Source organism: Maribacter sp. HS (assembly GCF_048059195.1).
GTDB classification, from domain to species: domain Bacteria; phylum Bacteroidota; class Bacteroidia; order Flavobacteriales; family Flavobacteriaceae; genus Maribacter; species Maribacter dokdonensis.
Map to the genome: position 1 here is coordinate 118,503 of NZ_JAYLVV010000009.1, position 17,781 is coordinate 136,283.

Here is a 17,781-nt window from a genome sequence, read left to right on the forward strand (position 1 = left end):
TTTGATAAGATTTAAAATAGTACAAATGAAAAAATACATTGGTAAAAAAATAGGTGTGCTGGCTGTAATTGTTGGTATAAGTATACAGTCAAACCTTCATGCACAGACTGAACAATATGAAGAAAGTTGGGAATCATTAGCCAAAGTTAATGCTACGCCAGATTGGTTTTTAGATGCCAAATTGGGTATTTATGCACATTGGGGTCCGGTATCAAGTGCTTTTGTTGGAACCGAACCAAGCAAGCATTATGCAGGTTGGCATGGTATGATGATGTATAATGATGGTAAAATAGTTGAAACCAAAAACGGTAAACCCAGTAACAATTACCTCCATCATAAAAAGAAATACGGTAAACCAGCAAAAAAAGGATATATAGAAATCATAGAAGATTTTTCTCCAACAGCTTTTGACGCCAAGGAGTGGGCAGATTTATTTGCAAAATCGGGGGCAAGGTTTGCCGGTCCTGTGGCAATGCACCATGATAATTTTGCGATGTGGGATAGTAAGGTAACCCGATGGAATGCTATGAATTATGGAGGTATTGATCCGTCTGCAGCACTAAAAAAGGAGATAAATGAAAAAGGCATGCGATTTATAGGATCTTTTCACCATGCATTTACCTGGAAATATTTTGGTCCTGCACACGCACACGGTAACATTGATCCTAAAGATTATGATTTGTATACCAACCCGCACAGTTTGGATAATGACACTCCTGATGAAGCTTTTAGGACAGCATGGTGGGCCGCCTTAAAGGAATATATTGATAATTACCAACCGGATATTATTTGGTTCGATTGGTGGTTAGAGAATCTACCGGAAGAAGACCGACTTAAGTTTTTGGCTTACTACTATAACAAAGGTAAGGAGTGGGGTAAGGAAGTAGCCGTTTGTTATAAAGAAGCAACCTTTAACGAAGATGTTGCTATCAAGGATTATGAACGCGGTAGGCCAAATCAACCCAAACAGAATGCATGGCTAACAGATACTTCACCGGGAGCGTGGTTCTATAGGCCCAATGCCAAATTTAAAACAGCCAATGAGCTCATAGATATACTTGCGGATATTGTGGCAAAAAACGGATTAATGTTGTTGAACGTACCACCAAACCCAGATGGTAGCATTCCACCGGAAATGCAAAAATTATTGACAGATATGGGAGCTTGGTTAGAAATTAACGGCGAGGCAATTTATGATACACGACCATGGACCGTTTTTGGTGAAGGGCCCACTAGACTGCCAGAAGGTGGGCATAAAGTAGAGGAAAAGCTAAAAATAGAATACAATGAGAACGATATAAGATATACCAAGAAAGGCGATAAAGAATTTTTTGCCATTGTATTAGACGAGCCTAAAGGCAATGTAATTATGAAAACGTTGTCCACTGATATTGGAGCATTAAATTCAGCTATTCTAGAGGTGCAACTAATTGGTAGTACGGAGAAATTAAAATGGGAACGGAATGAGAAAGGTTTGGTCATTCAAAAACCATCCTCTTTTCCTACGGAATATGCCCATGCTTTTAAAATTACTTTAGAAGGTTACAAAGAGAATAATATTGGTGGAGATGTAGAGGCGCATATAGATTAATTTTTTCGATGATGAAATATTCGGTCTTTACTATCAAAAAGATGCTAATAGGTCTATACTGTATAGGTCTTGGCTGTATATTTTCCTTGCAATCACAGTCAAGGCCAAATGTTATTTTGGTACTAACCGATGACCAAGGTATTGGCGATTTGGGTGCGCATGGCAATAAGTGGTTAAAAACACCCGAAATTGATGCTTTTTATAATGATGCCGTAAGAATGACCAATTTTCATGTGTCTCCGTTATGCACGCCCACTAGAGCCGCAATAATGACCGGTAAGTATCCAATAAGCAATGGGGCGTGGGCAACATACAAAGGTAGAGATGCCCTTTCCAATCCGGTGACCATGGCAGATGTATTTAAGAAAAATGGCTACAAAACCGCTTTGTTCGGAAAATGGCATTTAGGGGACAATTATCCTAACCGACCAACAGATTCTGGTTTTGACACGGCTATTCATCATTTGGCAGGTGGTATTGGTGAATTGTCCGATTATTGGGGAAACGATTATTTTGATGATGTATACTATGTAAACAATGATCCTAAACAATTTAAAGGGTACTGTACCGATGTTTGGTTCAATGAGACCATAAACTTTATCAAGAACAATAAGGACCAACCATTTTTTGTGTATTTGCCATTGAATGCGCCGCATGATCCGTTAAATGTAGATGAAAAATATGCTGCCCCGTACAAACATTTAGAAGGTAAGGAAATAGTTAGTGCTAATCTTTATGGAATGATAGCCAATATTGACCATAATTTTGGCAAGCTGACCAAGTTTTTAATAGCGGAAAAATTAGAAAAGAATACGATTGTCATTTTTATGTCAGATAACGGTACACGCTATGGGTATCAAGAAGCTGATAATTTAGGCTACAATAAAGGCTATAGCGGAACAAAAGGTAGCAAACAAGAAGGCGGACATAGAGTTCCTTTTTTTATTCGATATCCTGAAGCAAGAATTAATGGAGGTAAAGACAATAATACGTTGGCGGCTCACATAGACCTTATACCAACGCTGGCAAGTTTATGTAAACTAGATACGCCCGATACATTGGGTTTAGAGGGAGTTGATTTTTCTCCCGTATTAAAAAATACAGATGCAATTTTAAAAGATCGAACGCTATTCCTGCATAATCGGCAAGACTGGAGACCGCCCAGGCAAGAATCTGACGGACTTGTTTTACGTAACGAATGGCGATTAATACAGGGTAAAGAGCTTTACAATGTAGTTGCTGACCCCAAGCAAAAGAAGAACATAGCAAAAGAACATCCAAAATTGGTCAAAGATTTACAAAGTGAGAATGCAACCTTTTATACATCGGCTTTGGGTAATCATGTAATTAATGAAATACCGGTAGCCATTATAGGCACGGAACATCAAAAAGAAATAAAATTAACTATTCAGCACGCCATTGGTGACGATAACGGTATTTGGAAAACCGAACATGTGGCTGCGGGTGTAAAAAATAAAAATAATACACACGCTATAGAGGTTGCAAAAGAGGGCATGTATACTATTTCATGCATGCGCTGGTCCAAAGAAGTACCGGGACCTATTCTAGGGGTGCCAAGTAAATTTCCTAAATCAAATTTTGAGTATGTGTCCATTTCTCCGGATAAGGTAAGATTACGGATAGCCAATCAAATTTTTGAAAAGACTATTAACCCAAATGACCAGTCAATAGATTTTAAGGTGTTCTTGGAAAAAGGTAAAACGTTTTTGGTAGCGGACTTTGTGTCTGGCTCTGATACTTACGGAGTCTATTACATCTATATCAATAAAATTTGATATGCTTTTTAAAGTAAGATAGAAGAGATAATTATCATAAACGGGTAGTGAATTACAATACATTAAGGCTGGGTATTGTATTGTTTAACTATTTGTTGTTGAATGTGTTAGTTGTTTGTTCAGTTAATGTCTAGTAACCAAATAATGGGCTTTAAGAAAGGTATTTTAAATTTCAACTTTAAAGAATACATAAAAATTACCCTAAAAAAATTAATTAAACCTAAATTTTTATTTCATAAATGAGAATAATTAAAGCATTACTAGGTATTTATGTTGTATTGGTATTTATAAGTTGCCAAGAGAAAGCTATAAAGTCAACTGAAAGTAATACGGACGAAGAAGATAATTCGACTATAACCCAAGAGCAAATTGACCACTTGGGTATAACCGATGTTGAGCATTTAAGTGCGGCTTCAAAAAGAGCATTAGCTTGGCCAACCGATTTAGGAAACGAGTGGTTTTTAGAATTTAATCAATTAGAACCATTAAAAGGCGATTTGGCATATGAAGAAGGGGTGATTAGAAGAGACCCAAGTGCCATGATCAAAGAAGATGGTAAATACTACGTTTGGTATTCTAAAGGCGTTGGGCCTACACAAGGTTTTGATGGCGATATAGAAAACGAAAAAGTATTTCCTTGGGATCGTTGTGATATCTGGTATGCAACTTCTACAGATGGTATTACTTGGAAAGAAGAGGGAATTGCCGTTGCAAGAGGAGAAAAGGGCGCCTATGATGATCGATCTGTTTTTACAGTAGAGATTATGAAGCATGAAGATATGTACTATCTAACCTATCAAACTGTAAAATCACCGTACAATAAAAGAGTTAAGAACCAGATAGGTTTGGCTTGGTCAACATCTCCCAATGGTCCTTGGATCAAGAGCAAAGAACCAATTTTGAGTCCTGCAGACAATGGTATTTGGGAAGGTGATGATCCTAATGATCGCTTTTCAGTAAAGAAAAAGGGAGACTTTGATAGCCATAAAGTTCATGATCCCTGTATTCTTCCTTTTAAGGGTAAGTTCTACCTGTATTATAAAGGTGAGCAAATGGGCGAGGAAATTACTTTTGGTGGCCGTCAAATAAGACACGGCGTTGCCATTGCCGATAATCCAAAAGGACCATATGTGAAATCTCCATATAACCCAATTAGTAATAGCGGACATGAAATTTGTGTATGGCCGTACAACGGAGGAATTGCATCCCTGATCACAACGGACGGACCCGAGAAAAATACCATTCAATGGGCGGAAGACGGCGTAAACTTCAACATCATGGCGTCAATTCCAAGTCCGCCGCACGCTATAGGTTTAAACAGAGCGGTAGATAGTGAAAAAGAACCTACAGAGGTTTTAAAGTGGGGGTTAACACATGTATATAATAGTAGGGACTATCAAAGTATAATGCGTTTTACCTCTCGTAAAAAAGAGAAATATTAGAATCTATGTACTTCATATGGTAGTAAAAATAAGCAACAATTTTGATGAAGAATTAGCATTTCATGGATACAAGCTCATTCTTTTGGTTTTGTGGATGATAGTGTACCCAGGTTACATGAAAGTTTCTGGAGCAACAAGTGAAGATATAGGCTTGCCCTTGCATCAAAGAACCATTGAAGATAAGTTTAAGCAACAGGATTATACTACTGCCATTTTTAGTATGTAACACAAGAGTAAGTCCGCAGAAAGAATGGATGCGTACAGTGCTCCAAAAATAAGAATGAATAAAGACTAACACAGTACATGAAAACAAGCGTAGAGCATTTTGGGACCATTGAGGATAATGACATACAGTTGGTTACGTTGACAAATGACCATGGGGTAGAAATAAAAATATCAAACTATGGCGCCACCATAACCTCCATTAAAGTACCGGATAAAGAAGGGAATATAGATGAAATCGTGTGCGGATTTGATGATTTAGATAGTTACTTTTCGCCGGCATATACCGGTAACGCCCCATACTTTGGAGGTACCGTAGGGAGATATTGTTCTCAAATTAAAGATTCAAAATTTACATTGGAAGGTGTTGATTATCAATTAAATAAAATAGTAGGTAACAATAATCTTCACGGAGGCAAAAAAGGGTTCGATAAGAAAATTTGGACCGTGGATACCTATGATGAAAACAAGGCATTGGTTACCATGAAATTGGAAAGTGTACATTTAGAAGAAGGCTTTCCTGGCAATGTGGTTGTCTGGGTAACTTTTACCATATCCAATACCAATGAACTACAGATAGATTATATAGCTACTACGGATCAGAGTACACCGTTCACCATAACTAATCATTCTTACTTTAATCTATCAGGATTTAAAGATGATGTTTTGCAGCACACAGTTAAAATAACATCGGATAAAAAACAAGTTTGGGACGATACGGGAGCAGCAACGGGCAATAATATATCAGTGCTAGGCAAGCCGGACGATTTAAGAACACCTAAGAAAATAGGTGAAGTTCATGACGCTATGGGAGACGGTTTTGAGCATTATTACCTGTTTGATGAAAAGGGTTTTGAGCTAGGTAAGGTAGCTGAAATTAAAGAGGAAAACAGCGGTAGAAGTTTGGAAGTATATACGACCGAGCCTGGTATGCTTTTTTACACTGGTAAGTATACTTCAGACGATTTAAATAGGGAGACAGGCTTGCAATATGGAAAATTTAGGGGATTGTGCCTAGAGACACACAGATACTCGAACGGACCAAATATTGACAATGCCCCTAAATCTATTCTAGATAAAGACGAAACCTACCAAAGTACGACCATTTTCAAATTTGGCTGGTAACCATAAAATTAACTAAACCAAAAATTAACTAAGATGATAGAAGGAGTATCGTTGGCAATTTTTGCCGGATTAATGCTAGGTCTTTATGCCCTGCCAGAAAAGTTTACCAAAGACTTTAAATATGAGAACACTTGGAGTTTGTTTTTTCTGCTCACAATGTTCGTTGTACCAATAATAGCCTCGTTAACGCTCATAAATGGGTTCGGTGAAATATTCGGTAATATGCCTATGGATATATGGGTAAAGATGGGACTTACCAGTTTCTTATGGGGAATAGGGGTAATGATGTGGAGCAAGGCAATTAATCACATAGGGCTTTCATTAGGCTTTTCCATTTTTATAGGAACCATAATTCTAGTGGGTTCATTATTACCTTTCATAGAAGACGGTTTACCGACAACCAATGTACTTACCTTTATTTTAATTGGAATTTTTATTGTGTTGGTCGGCGTTATCTTAAATGGTAGGGCAGGTATTTTAAGGGAAAAGGATGAAGCCGGTACCAGTGATAAAAAAGGTTCTATGGTTACCGGTATTATGATTGCCGTAGTTGGTGGGTTATTGGCAACCGGTTTCAGTTATGCAAACGCAGCAGGTAGACCTTATTTACATGAAGCAAGTATAGCTCAAGGAAATGCAGATTGGATAACTGCCGTAGCGGTAATGTTCCCTATATTTTTAAGTGGAGGTATTGTGATGACCGCATATTTCTTGTGGCAATTAAGTAAGAACAATGCTTGGGGCAATTTTAAGACGCCGGCATTTGGTAAAAACGTAGTATTAATTTTGGTCATGGCAGTTTTCCATTATGCCGCATCGGCATTATTTGCGTACGCCGCATTTAAATTGGGTAGCTCTGGTAATACCGTAGGTTATGCTATTTTCAATACATCATCTGTGGCCACGGCAATTGTTAGTGGTCTAATTACCAAAGAATGGATCAATGCCTCTTCAAAAGCGAAAAGTTTTCTATATGCAGGATTAGCATTGATGATTACGGGTATTGTGGTAGTTGCATATTCTAACGGAATAAACTAGCGAAGATTTTTGTTTTGAATAGCTAAAGTGCAAATTGTTTAAAAAGCGGGAGGTTGTACGTCTTCCGCTTTTTTAATTTTTATTCTTTTAAAGTTCAATTGTTTAGATCAATTTTTAAATAGCTGTATCTCGTCATCATTATTGCCTACTAGCAGTCCAGTTTTGCCATTATTGAGATTTATGGACTTTAATGCCTTTACATTTTTTGGGGCGAAAAATCCGCTTGTTAATCTATTTTGGGGTGTAAAGTGTCCCTCTTTTGTGCCCAAGAGTATCAACCCGACCGAAGCATCAGCTCGTGTGGTCTCAATTTCAGATTCAAATTTGTTTCCAGCCAAAGCAATATCCATTACTCCGTCAGCATTGAAATCCCCTGTAACAAAGCCGTTAATACTAGAAAATTGTGCTGGGTAGGGTAAAGGAGTGAGCTTGGCATTACCATCATTGAACTTAATGATTACCGAAGCAAATTCATAAGCATTAAGCTGTAGGGCATTATCAATACCTTCACCGATAATTTGTCTTAGGTTGGACTTGGAAAATTGAGTAAAGGTTTGAAATTTTCTATCTAATCCGGGGAGCTGTTCTGAGCTACACTGTAACCCCCTGATCGGTACTTGTCTGCCTTTGTAGTCTTTCGCCAGAAAAATATCATTGGTTCCGTTTTGATCAAAATCGCTCGCAAAAACTTTAAAAGGTTTTTTATCACTTGCAGTAAACTTATAATTGAGGCCTAGATTACCCAATAAAAGCTCGTTAGTGCCATCTTTATCGAGGTCTGCGGCAGAAATACAGTTGTACCAGCCGTTAGTTTTGCCTAAACCATAAGATGTAGTTTCATTTTGTAGTTTGCCATTGTTGGCTTTAAATATGGTTATGGGCATCCATTCACCAACAATAATCAGTTCTTTTGTATTGTCGCCATCAATATCTGCATATGTAGCATCGGTAACCATACCAATGTGTTCAAGTTCTGGAGCCATTTCTTTTGTAACATCGTTAAAGTTTCCATTATCGTTCAATAAAATTAGACTTTTGGGTGCTTTGGGATATTGACCGGGGACTAATCTGCCCCCTATAAAAAGGTCTAGGTCACCGTCATTGTCAATGTCAAAAGGTAGAACGCAACCACCACTTTCAGCACTGATCATCATTTCTCTTTTTTCGGTAAAAAGCCCCTTACCATTATTGAGGTAGAGTCGGTCTTTGAGTAGGGGAGAATTCTGGGAAAATTCATTTCCGCCGCTGACCACATAAAGATCCAGGTCTTGGTCATTATCTGCATCAAAAAATACGGCATCGACATCTTCATATTTGGCATCGTTCAACAAAATAGGATAGTCTTTTTTAACAAATGATCCACTAGCTGTTTGTTGGTAAAGAGCTCCTGGACTACCAGATGCACCGCCTACGTAAAAGTCCTCTAAACCATCGTTATTAATGTCGCCCACGGCAATGCCAGGACCTTCGGTAGATAGTTTATGTGGTAATAATACCTGAATTCTAAAATCGTCAAACTCGTTTTCTCGATGTTCGTAGACGGAAGAGAAAGAAGTGTTGGTTACATCTTTAAACAATGTTTGTTTTGTTATGGACTTATCAACAGGCTGTTTTGCTTCTTTATAATCGATAATGAGATTGCTACTAGAAGCAACATTTTGAATTAGATGTTCTTTACCGTCTGGCCAGACTATAGAGACGGAGTCTATTTTAGATATTTTTCCAAGCCCAAAATGTACTATTGGTTCTACTGAAGATAGATAGCCGCGCACCGTTTTAAATTCATGGAATTGTATGCTGTCATTAGTTTTTAAAGTGATTTTTGTACCTAAGCCATCTTTATTGGTCGCAGGGCCCTTTAATTTAATTTTTAGGAATTTGTTTTCAGTAGTATTGCTCAAATTTTCATAGAGAAATGCGGGGTCATCCACATTGTTGACGATCAAATCTAAATCACCATCATTGTCCAAATCTGCGGTAGCGGCACCGTTAGAAAAGCTTTGTTGGTCTAAGCCCCATGCCTTGCTCATGTTGGTAAATTTTAAATCGCCATTGTTCTTATAGAGGTAGTTAGAAATTTTGTTCTGTTTAAAAAGTGAAATTATATGCTGGGCATTCTCTTCCTTTGTTCGTTGTGATGCTTCTCTACTTTGCATGTATTGCCTAAATTTTATAGTAGCATCTTTATCCCATATATCTCTTTTAAATCCGTTTGTAATGAAAATATCTCGTAGTCCGTCATTATCAAAATCACTTGCCAGGCATGCCCAGCTCCAATCTGTTTTGGCAATACCGGAGTATTGAGAAACATCGCTAAAGAAACCGTCTCCACGGTTTTTTTGTAGCATGTTATGCATATACTGATAATGAAAACCATTGTTTTTCATACTATTGAATAGTTGAGTATTCATGTCTGCCATAGTAGTTTTGGAGCGTTCGTAATCTTCTGGCATCATTTCTAACTGTACAATATCTTCCCAGCCATCATTATCCAGATCCGCTATATCTACACCCATGGCGTAAAAGGGTATGTGGTTGAACCTAGACTTTAATTGCTCGCTAAAATTTCCTTTGCCTTGGTTCATATATAGGTAATCTCGTTCTAGATAATCATTGGCAACAAAGAGATCCACTTGTCCGTCTTTATCTACATCAGAAGTAACTAGTCCTAGTCCATAACCAAAATTGCCGTTAATACCCTTTTGCTGGCCTACTTCATCAAATTTCCCATTGTTGTTGATATAGAGTTTGTCTCTGTACAAATCATCTTCATTGGCCTTACCGGCTAAAACCTGCTGGTAATTGAGAAAAAAGTGTTCAGGTCTGTTGGTTAGATATAGATCTAAATCATTATCGTTATCCATATCAAAAAAGGAAGCCATTACAGAAAATCCTTCATCTGCCAATCCGTATTCAACTGCAGACTCATTAAAAGTGTTATCGCCTTGGTTGATATAAAGAAGGTTACTTCTTTCTTGCGGAGTATCTTGCCAGCCACCTCTACAGATGTAAATATCTGTATGTCCGTCAGCATTGACATCTGCCATGACTACGCCGTTATGCCAACCGTCTTGTTTGGTAAGATTTGCTTTTTCTGTAATATCTTCAAAAGTGAAATTTCCTTTGTTAAGGTATATTTTATCTGGAGCTTCATTGGCAGTGAAGTAAATGTCCGATAAACCGTCATTGTTAATATCCGCTACGGCAACACCTGCACCGTTGTATACATAGTTGAAAATGGCAAAAAAATTATCATAATTTTCGGCAATCGTATTTTTAAATTTGATTCCTGAATCTTCGGGCTGTACTAATTTAAACAGTGGTGTTTCTTTGGTATCCTTCATTTTTTGAGCCACTTCGTTATCTTCACAACTATGAAATAGAAAGCTGGTCGACAATACAATTATTACGGTTTTAGGGGCTAGAAAACGGTGAAGAAACATATACTGTGTTTTAGCATAAAAGCCTATTCAGAAATGGTGAATAGGCTTTTTGATTATTTGTTTAAGATATTAAAAATATATTACTAGTAACCAGGGTTTTGCACCAGATTAGGGTTGATATCCAACTCTGATTGAGGTATTGGCCAGCGTATTTCAAAATCTTGAAATTCAGGTCCTGGATCGCCGGCATTTGGTCCACCTTGTGTAATACCGGATATTGCTTCATGGTAAACACCAAAACGTATAAGGTCGTTTCGTCTCCATCCTTCAAAGCATAACTCTTTTCTACGCTCTTCTAAAAGTTCTGTTGCATTATCGTCTTGTGAACCTACAACCATATCTGGAACGGCATCTGCAGTCATTCTAGCTCTTGCCCTCAATCTGTTTACGGTAATGTCCAAATCTGCCTGAGTTAGTTTACCTTGCCCGTTTAAAGCCTCGGCGTACATTAATAGAACATCTGCGTACCTAATGTACGGGTTGTCAAATGGTGTATCGTTAGGATAGCTATTTGGTTTTTCGGCATGCCATTTCCATCCTCTCCAATTATTCATTGGTACCGTATGCGTTTCAGGATCAGAGAATCCTTCTTCTGGAGTAAAATCATTTGCATTGTGCTTTGCTATATTATTAAATAATCTTACATCTTCTCTGTCAAAAGAGGCTTCAAAGCTATGGTTGATAAAACAAGTACCCCAGCCTCCACCGTTGTTTACGTTACCGTTTGGACCATAAAAAGTACTTAATAGTCCACCTTCTCCACGTGCAGGACCATCCATGCCAATAGAATACACCATTTCTACACTTTGCTCGTTGCTAAGATTGAAAACCTCTCTGTAATTAGGTAAAAGATCATAAACACCGCTATCCATTACTTCTTTTAAAACAGTTTCGGCACTAGCCAATTTATCTGTTTGATTAAGGGGAAAGCCACTCATTTGTAAATAAACTTTACCTAATAAAGATTTAGCAGCGCCCTGAGTGGCACGACCGCCACCTTGTTCTTCCGGAAGTACACTTGCGGCTTGTTGCAAGTCTTGTATGATGAAGTTATAGGTTTCTTCCGGTGTAACTTGACTAACTTCTACAGACTCCAAATCTGTAGTTTCACTTGTTAATAACGGAATGTTTTCATACGTGGATACTAAAGAAAATAATACCATGGATCTTAAGAACTTAGCTTCGGCAACGAATTTAGTTTTAGATTCATTATCGATTTCATCTTCGTTCATTGCTTCAATTCGGTCAATTGTACTGTTGATTCTGTTCAATGCAACGTATAAATTCTCCCAAATAGATCGCACTACACCATTAGAAGGTGTTAATTGATGCTGATAGATAAATTTTCTATCACCGCCCCATGGCGGAACAACAACTTCGTCAGCAGCTATAGAGCCCCAATGAATGCCCCAGCCATCTTTACCATTTGCGCCAGATGAAACTATTGGTTGTACGGCATCGTACGCACCAATAAGATAGGTTTCCGCACCTTTGGCGTCTACCAAGAGAGCATCAGGAGTCAAGAAGTTACTGGGTGATTCAATTAAAATATCATCATCACAAGATGACACAAGCAGCAGTCCCGCCGCTAGAGTTAATATTCCGTAAAATTTAGTTTTTTTCATCTTTTAATTTTTTTGTTCTTTAATTAGAATCCTACGCTTAAACCTAATCTTATAGTTCTTGATCTTGGGTAAGAGTCTGCATCTAGACCTGGAGTAAGTTGATTGTTGCCAACACTTACGTCTGGATCGTATCCTGAGTATTTTGTGAAAACATGAAGGTTATCTACGGCGGCATATACCCTACAGCTTTTAAGGCCAATGTTTTTCTTTACTCTGGTAGGTAATTCATAACCTAAAGTAACATTGCTAATTCTGAAATACGATCCATCTTCAATAAATGACGAATAAGCAGTTCCATTAATACCGGCATCGCCATCTCCCCAAATAGAAGGGATATCTGTATCAGGGGTTTCTGGTGTCCAACGATTAGCAACTCTGCCATATTTATTTAAAAATGGAATAGCTTGGGCCGTACCTTTACTAAGGCTTTTTAAATAAACATCATTACCATAAGACCATTGGGTAATTACTGAAAGATCTAAGTTCTTGTATCTAAAGTTATTGGTAAAACCACCAAAGTGTTTTGGTAATGCATTACCAATGATTTTTCGGTCATCAGAATTTACAATGCCGTCTGCAGCGTCTGGTACACCGTCACCATCAGTATCAACGGTAAGTTGATCTACGAATTTTGGCATACCCGGTCTGTATTTCGTGTTATCTGGCTGACCTGAGGAAAGCACGGTACCATCTTTTAGCTCGTAAACCACATCATACCAAACAACACCTTGATCTGCAGCGTCTTGTCTAACTTTTGCGGCAGCTTCTTCATTTGATAATCCGTCAAAAGCGGCAAAATCACTATAGTTGTAAATACCATCGACTTCTAAACCATACATGGAACCTAAAGATTCTCCTACTTTTACAATGTAATCATCTTGTATTTGATTGTCACCAATAGAGTTTACCAAAAATTGATCAGCATCACCAAGGTCTAGGACCTGGTTGTCATTGAAACTGATGTTGAAGTTAGTTGTCCACCCAAAGTTTTCATTGTCAAAGTTTACTGTGTTCAGGGCAAATTCAAGACCCTTATTTTCTACTTTTCCTAAGTTTTTAAATACTGTTTTAAATCCGGTAGTTGATGGTAATGGAACTTCTAATAAAAGATCAGAAGTTTCTTTACGGTAATAATCTGCCTCTAAAGAAATTCTATCATTGAACATTCCAATAGAAAGTCCGGCATCAAACTGTTGTGTAGTTTCCCAAGTTAATTCTTCATTTGCCAGTTGTTGAATTGCGGCACCGGTAACCAATTGGTTTCCGTTCAAAATGGTACTTGCTACACCAGCTTGAGCAAAAGATCGGTATGAACCAATGGCGGTATTACCGGTTTCTCCAAAACTTGCCTTAATTCTAAAACGATTTAAGGTGTTGTTTTCTTTAAGAAAGTTTTCATTTGCAACGTTCCAGGCAGCACCTACCGAAGGAAAGAAACCATACTTTTTACCCTCTGCAAATCTAGATGAACCATCATATCTGGCACTGGCATTTAATGTGTATTTACCTTTGTAATCATATTGAACCCTAGCAAGATACGATTGTAGAGCTGTTTTGGTAAATCCAGATGAATTAGGTAAGGTCTCCGTGGCAGAACCCAAATTGTTTAGGTTTACGCCAGGGAGGTCAAAACCTGTTGCTGCTGAATTGTTGAATTCAAATGTATTCTGCTGCTCTTCATAAACCGCCGTAGCATTCAAAGAGTGGTCTCCATAAACCTTGCTGAAGTTTAAATTTTGCTCGGTTATTATACCAGTTCCCATGTTGTTGTTTACGAATGCTCTACCATTTGCTGTTCTACCCCAACTGATTTTCTCTGAAAAGTATGCGGTACCTTTAGTAGAGGATATATTACCTCTAACGGATGACTTAAAAGTAAGTCCATCTGCCAAGGTATATTGAATATACACACTACCGAAAGATTGAAAAGCGGTTCTATTATTACTGTTGAATTCTAGGGTAGCCAAAGGATTGGTAATATCACCATCTCTTACCGAGATTATTCTGCCGTTCTCATCATATTCGGCATCATCATATCTATTGATACCTTGTACTGGTGTAAATAAAATAGCACTAGTAATAATACCGTTTCTACCATTTCCATTTTCATTGGCTGCGTTAACTATTCCGCTATTTTTATTGATACCCAAATTAAGGTTCATACCGGCCTTAAGTTTATCGCTTATATTTTGATTAATGTTTAGGTTACCATTATACCTTTCAAAATCAGATGTTTTTACGATACCCTCTTGATTTAAGTAAGAGAACGAGGCTGAATATGTGTTCTTGTCACCACCTCCGCTCATAGATACTTTATAGCTCTTGGTAATCGCTGGTCTGGTAATTTCTTTTTGCCAATCTGTAACCAATACACGAGAATCGCTTAAATCCAATGGTGTACCATCATCATATCTAAAAGCTCTGGTGTAAGTATCTTCAGCATCTGGGTTCCATGGGAAATAATCGTTCCAGAAATCTACATATTCTTGACCGGTCATTAAATCCAATGGTCTAGCTAAGGTAGATACACCGGTAAACGTTTCAAAGTTTAAAGAAGCCCTGCCTTTTTTACCTTGTTTTGTCGTAATAATGATCACACCATTAGCACCTCTAGAACCGTAAATAGCTGTCGCTGAAGCATCTTTCAATACCTCAATAGATTCAATTGAGCTAGGGTCTATTGTTGATAGCGGACTTGTAGAGGAATTTCCGATACCTACAGCAGTACTGGCGGTGTTACCTTGTAAAGCAAAACCGTCTATCACATAAAGTGGGTCGTTACTGGCCGTAATAGAACTACCACCTCTAATTCTAATATTAAAACCAGATCCTGGTTCACCACCAGATTGTACCACCTGTACACCTGAAGCCCTTGCAGCAAGACCTCCTTCAAAGGAAACAGGTTTTACTTTATCAAGTTCATCCGCTTTTACAGAAACAATAGAACCGGTAAGGTCTTTTCGTTTAGAGCTACCATAACCAATGATAACAACCTCGTCCAAGGCAGATACATCGGTCGTCATAACAACATTTAAATTGGTTTTGCCATTAACGGCAACTTCTTTAGCCTTGTAACCTATATAGGTAAAGACTAGTACATCGTTTGATTGAGCTTTAATGGTATAGTTACCATCAAAATCAGTGGCAACCCCAGAAGTGGTTCCTTTGACAATAACGGACACACCAGGCAACGGACCCGATTCATCACTTACATTACCTTTAACATTCAAGTCTTGGGCATGCATAAATTGGACACTTATTATTGAGTATAATAATAAGAACCAAAATGTTTTTGAGTTAAGTTGTGTTACTCGCATAGTTTGTTAATTTTCAGTTACTGCAATATTTAAAAAAATGTTAAATTTTTACGATACATATGATTTAGAGAGCAGTACATATGGTTTTTGAAATAATAAATGGTAGTATTTTGGCGAATTGATAAAATTTGTGGTAAGCCATTAACCATCTGTGTTATCTGTGGTTGAATTGATTATGTGATATTTTAGGCCTATGCTAAGACTTTGAACAGCCTATTATGATCATTGGATGTAATTGTATGCTGTAGTGGAATGATTAACGAAATATGACAAGCAAGAATGCATAGGCACTTACTACAGCGCCTTAGTTCTAGGTTCGGGTTAACAGTATTACCCAATCTCCTTGACTTTTCTTTGGTGCACTGCCCAAATCTACCTTTTGACCGCCTTGCACTTTTTTTATTTTTGAAGAAATTAATTTTCCCCCAATTTTTGGGTTGTACCACATTACTTTATACGGGTAATTAGATTCACTTAAGTCAAGGATCGCCGTAATTGCGCTGTTGAGGTATACCACATAAGTATGGTTTTGTTTTGCCAAGCAGTATATGGTATTGTCGTTGTCCTTGTTGCCAACCAGTTCATTATGGTTGGTCATGTTCCAGTATTCAATATTGTTATTGGCAAAGAATTGTAAAGCATTATGGGCTTGATCCCAGAATAAATCACGTGAACGGTAATCTTCGCAGGTCAGGTCAGAATGTTCATGCTTGTATCCAAAATACCATTCGTTTCCCCAGCCCCCTGCCATAAGGGTTCCCCATAGTCCGTTTCTTCTGGCTAGATCATGATTTGGGTTTTCGGTATCAGGTAACAGGGCATGTTGAGCGTCCCCTGGCTCATCTACGGCAACTGCCCATTGCTTGCCCGCATTTTTTGAAGCGGACAGCCAATGCAGTACTTCTTTATGGATACTTGCAAAATCCGCTCTATGTGTTTGCACGGAAGGTCCGGTGATACCAGAGTCAAGTCCCAATAAATCGTCGAATTTTATGCCGTTATGTATTACCAAATGATGATTGTACGGATCGTGGTTTTTAAAGTAATGGGCCATTGCCAGGCGCTGCATAGTATCTTGTGGTGGGGTTGTAGGGTTTTTAACCCATTCACCATTTTCTTCGCATAGATTCCAGTTGAGGGCCAGGTGATGTCCAAAACGCGCAATTAATTCTCTGTAATATAATTTACTGTTGGCACCAACACCACCATTATCCAACAAGCCTTGGTTTTCTACTTCTAAGGTTTTAAAGTGTAAAAACAATCCCATTTTTTGGGCATGGCTAAATACTATTTCCCATTGGTCCAGTTTAGAAACATCCATACGGTCCCAAGTATTGTAATCAACGTACGGAAACACATTTTTGTCATCACCCTTAATATTGTTCGTTAAGAAAGAAAATGCATTAAGGCCTTTATTAGATAAATAATTAATTGCGCCAATTATTCCTTTGCCCTTATCATCTTTCCAAACAGGGTCATTGGTTTTCCAATCTTGAATATGTGGTGACCATGTTTTTATAAAGTTATCTCCATGGCCGTCATTATGAAAAGTACCGTCAAAATCTGTATATGCCAGAAAGTTCTCAGGTGCATCTGCACCTTGTTTTAAGAAGTATTCATTGGTTTCCGCAAATTTTAAATAACGTTCACCAACATATTGTAATCTACCCTTTGCCCTAAAGTCTTTTCCTTCTTTATCGGTTTTTGAGATGGTAAAACTGCCTTCATGACCATCCATAAATTCTGCGCTTACACCGGTATCTATTTTATCGCTTACAGCGCTCCAGTTTCCTTTTCTAAAATCAACTTTATAATTCCATTCTCCTATTTCATCTGGGGCAAAATGAACTTTCCATTTATTACCGGCTGTTGCAGAGGTCTCACCTGCATTTCCATCCGCAGCAAAATATCCTGGTACCAGATATGTTTTATTGGTGGTATTATGCGTAAAAAGAACGTTGAGCCTGTAATTTGTAAAAGGGTTGAAATCTGCATCTTCAGAAGACTGTGGTCCATCAAAAATTATAGTGACTTTATGCCATTTTTTAAGCTCTCCTTGTAGCTGGTAATCCATATTCTTAGGGCTTTCTTGAGCGTACAATTGGTTTGCAAAAAAGTAGCTTAAAAATAGGAGTACAGTAATAATGATATTAGAGCGTATCATGGCAACAGTATTGGTTTA

At 38.0% G+C, this 17,781-nt stretch carries 10 protein-coding genes; 6 read left to right on the plus strand and 4 right to left on the minus strand.

Annotated features, from left to right (window positions below; genetic code table 11):
* The first annotated feature begins 25 nt into the window (after positions 1–25).
* The 6 genes from VBZ51_RS16805 to VBZ51_RS16830 all read left to right on the plus strand — a co-directional run bounded on the left by VBZ51_RS16805 (position 26) and on the right by VBZ51_RS16830 (position 7,214).
* Positions 26–1,591, plus strand: coding sequence for an alpha-L-fucosidase (locus VBZ51_RS16805; protein WP_416577670.1), 1,566 nt, complete (start codon positions 26–28; stop codon positions 1,589–1,591).
* Positions 1,592–1,599: 8 nt separating this feature from the next.
* Positions 1,600–3,387 (plus strand): arylsulfatase, encoded by a 1,788-nt coding sequence (locus tag VBZ51_RS16810; RefSeq protein WP_416577671.1) that lies wholly within the window; start codon positions 1,600–1,602, stop codon positions 3,385–3,387.
* Positions 3,388–3,626: 239 nt separating this feature from the next.
* A complete protein-coding gene (locus tag VBZ51_RS16815; RefSeq protein WP_416577672.1) occupies positions 3,627–4,829 on the plus strand; it encodes a glycoside hydrolase family 117 protein in 1,203 nt (400 codons plus the stop codon).
* A gap of 16 nt (positions 4,830–4,845) precedes the next feature.
* Positions 4,846–5,055, plus strand: coding sequence for a hypothetical protein (locus VBZ51_RS16820; protein WP_416577673.1), 210 nt, complete (start codon positions 4,846–4,848; stop codon positions 5,053–5,055).
* A 77-nt stretch (positions 5,056–5,132) separates the two neighbouring features.
* Positions 5,133–6,176 (plus strand): aldose epimerase family protein, encoded by a 1,044-nt coding sequence (locus VBZ51_RS16825; protein ID WP_416577674.1) that lies wholly within the window; start codon positions 5,133–5,135, stop codon positions 6,174–6,176.
* A gap of 33 nt (positions 6,177–6,209) precedes the next feature.
* Positions 6,210–7,214 (plus strand): L-rhamnose/proton symporter RhaT, encoded by a 1,005-nt coding sequence (locus VBZ51_RS16830; RefSeq protein ID WP_416577675.1) that lies wholly within the window; start codon positions 6,210–6,212, stop codon positions 7,212–7,214.
* A gap of 107 nt (positions 7,215–7,321) precedes the next feature.
* Here the strand turns inward: VBZ51_RS16830 and VBZ51_RS16835 are convergent, their stop codons facing one another.
* The 4 genes from VBZ51_RS16835 to VBZ51_RS16850 all read right to left on the minus strand — a co-directional run bounded on the left by VBZ51_RS16835 (position 7,322) and on the right by VBZ51_RS16850 (position 17,763).
* Positions 7,322–10,657 carry a VCBS repeat-containing protein gene (locus tag VBZ51_RS16835; RefSeq protein ID WP_416577676.1) on the minus strand — a complete coding sequence of 1,112 codons (3,336 nt, stop codon included), beginning with the start codon at positions 10,655–10,657 and terminating at the stop codon, positions 7,322–7,324.
* Between the two features lie 83 nt (positions 10,658–10,740).
* The gene (locus VBZ51_RS16840) at positions 10,741–12,282 is read right to left on the minus strand and encodes a RagB/SusD family nutrient uptake outer membrane protein (protein WP_099193301.1); all 1,542 of its coding nucleotides are present in this window, start codon (positions 12,280–12,282) and stop codon (positions 10,741–10,743) included.
* A 23-nt stretch (positions 12,283–12,305) separates the two neighbouring features.
* Positions 12,306–15,527: a SusC/RagA family TonB-linked outer membrane protein gene (locus VBZ51_RS16845; protein ID WP_305521355.1), complete on the minus strand. Its 3,222-nt coding sequence runs from the start codon at positions 15,525–15,527 to the stop codon at positions 12,306–12,308.
* 382 nt (positions 15,528–15,909) lie between these two features.
* Entirely contained in the window at positions 15,910–17,763 is a 1,854-nt protein-coding gene (locus tag VBZ51_RS16850) for a DUF5060 domain-containing protein (RefSeq protein WP_416577677.1), read from the minus strand.
* Between the last annotated feature and the right edge of the window lie 18 nt (positions 17,764–17,781).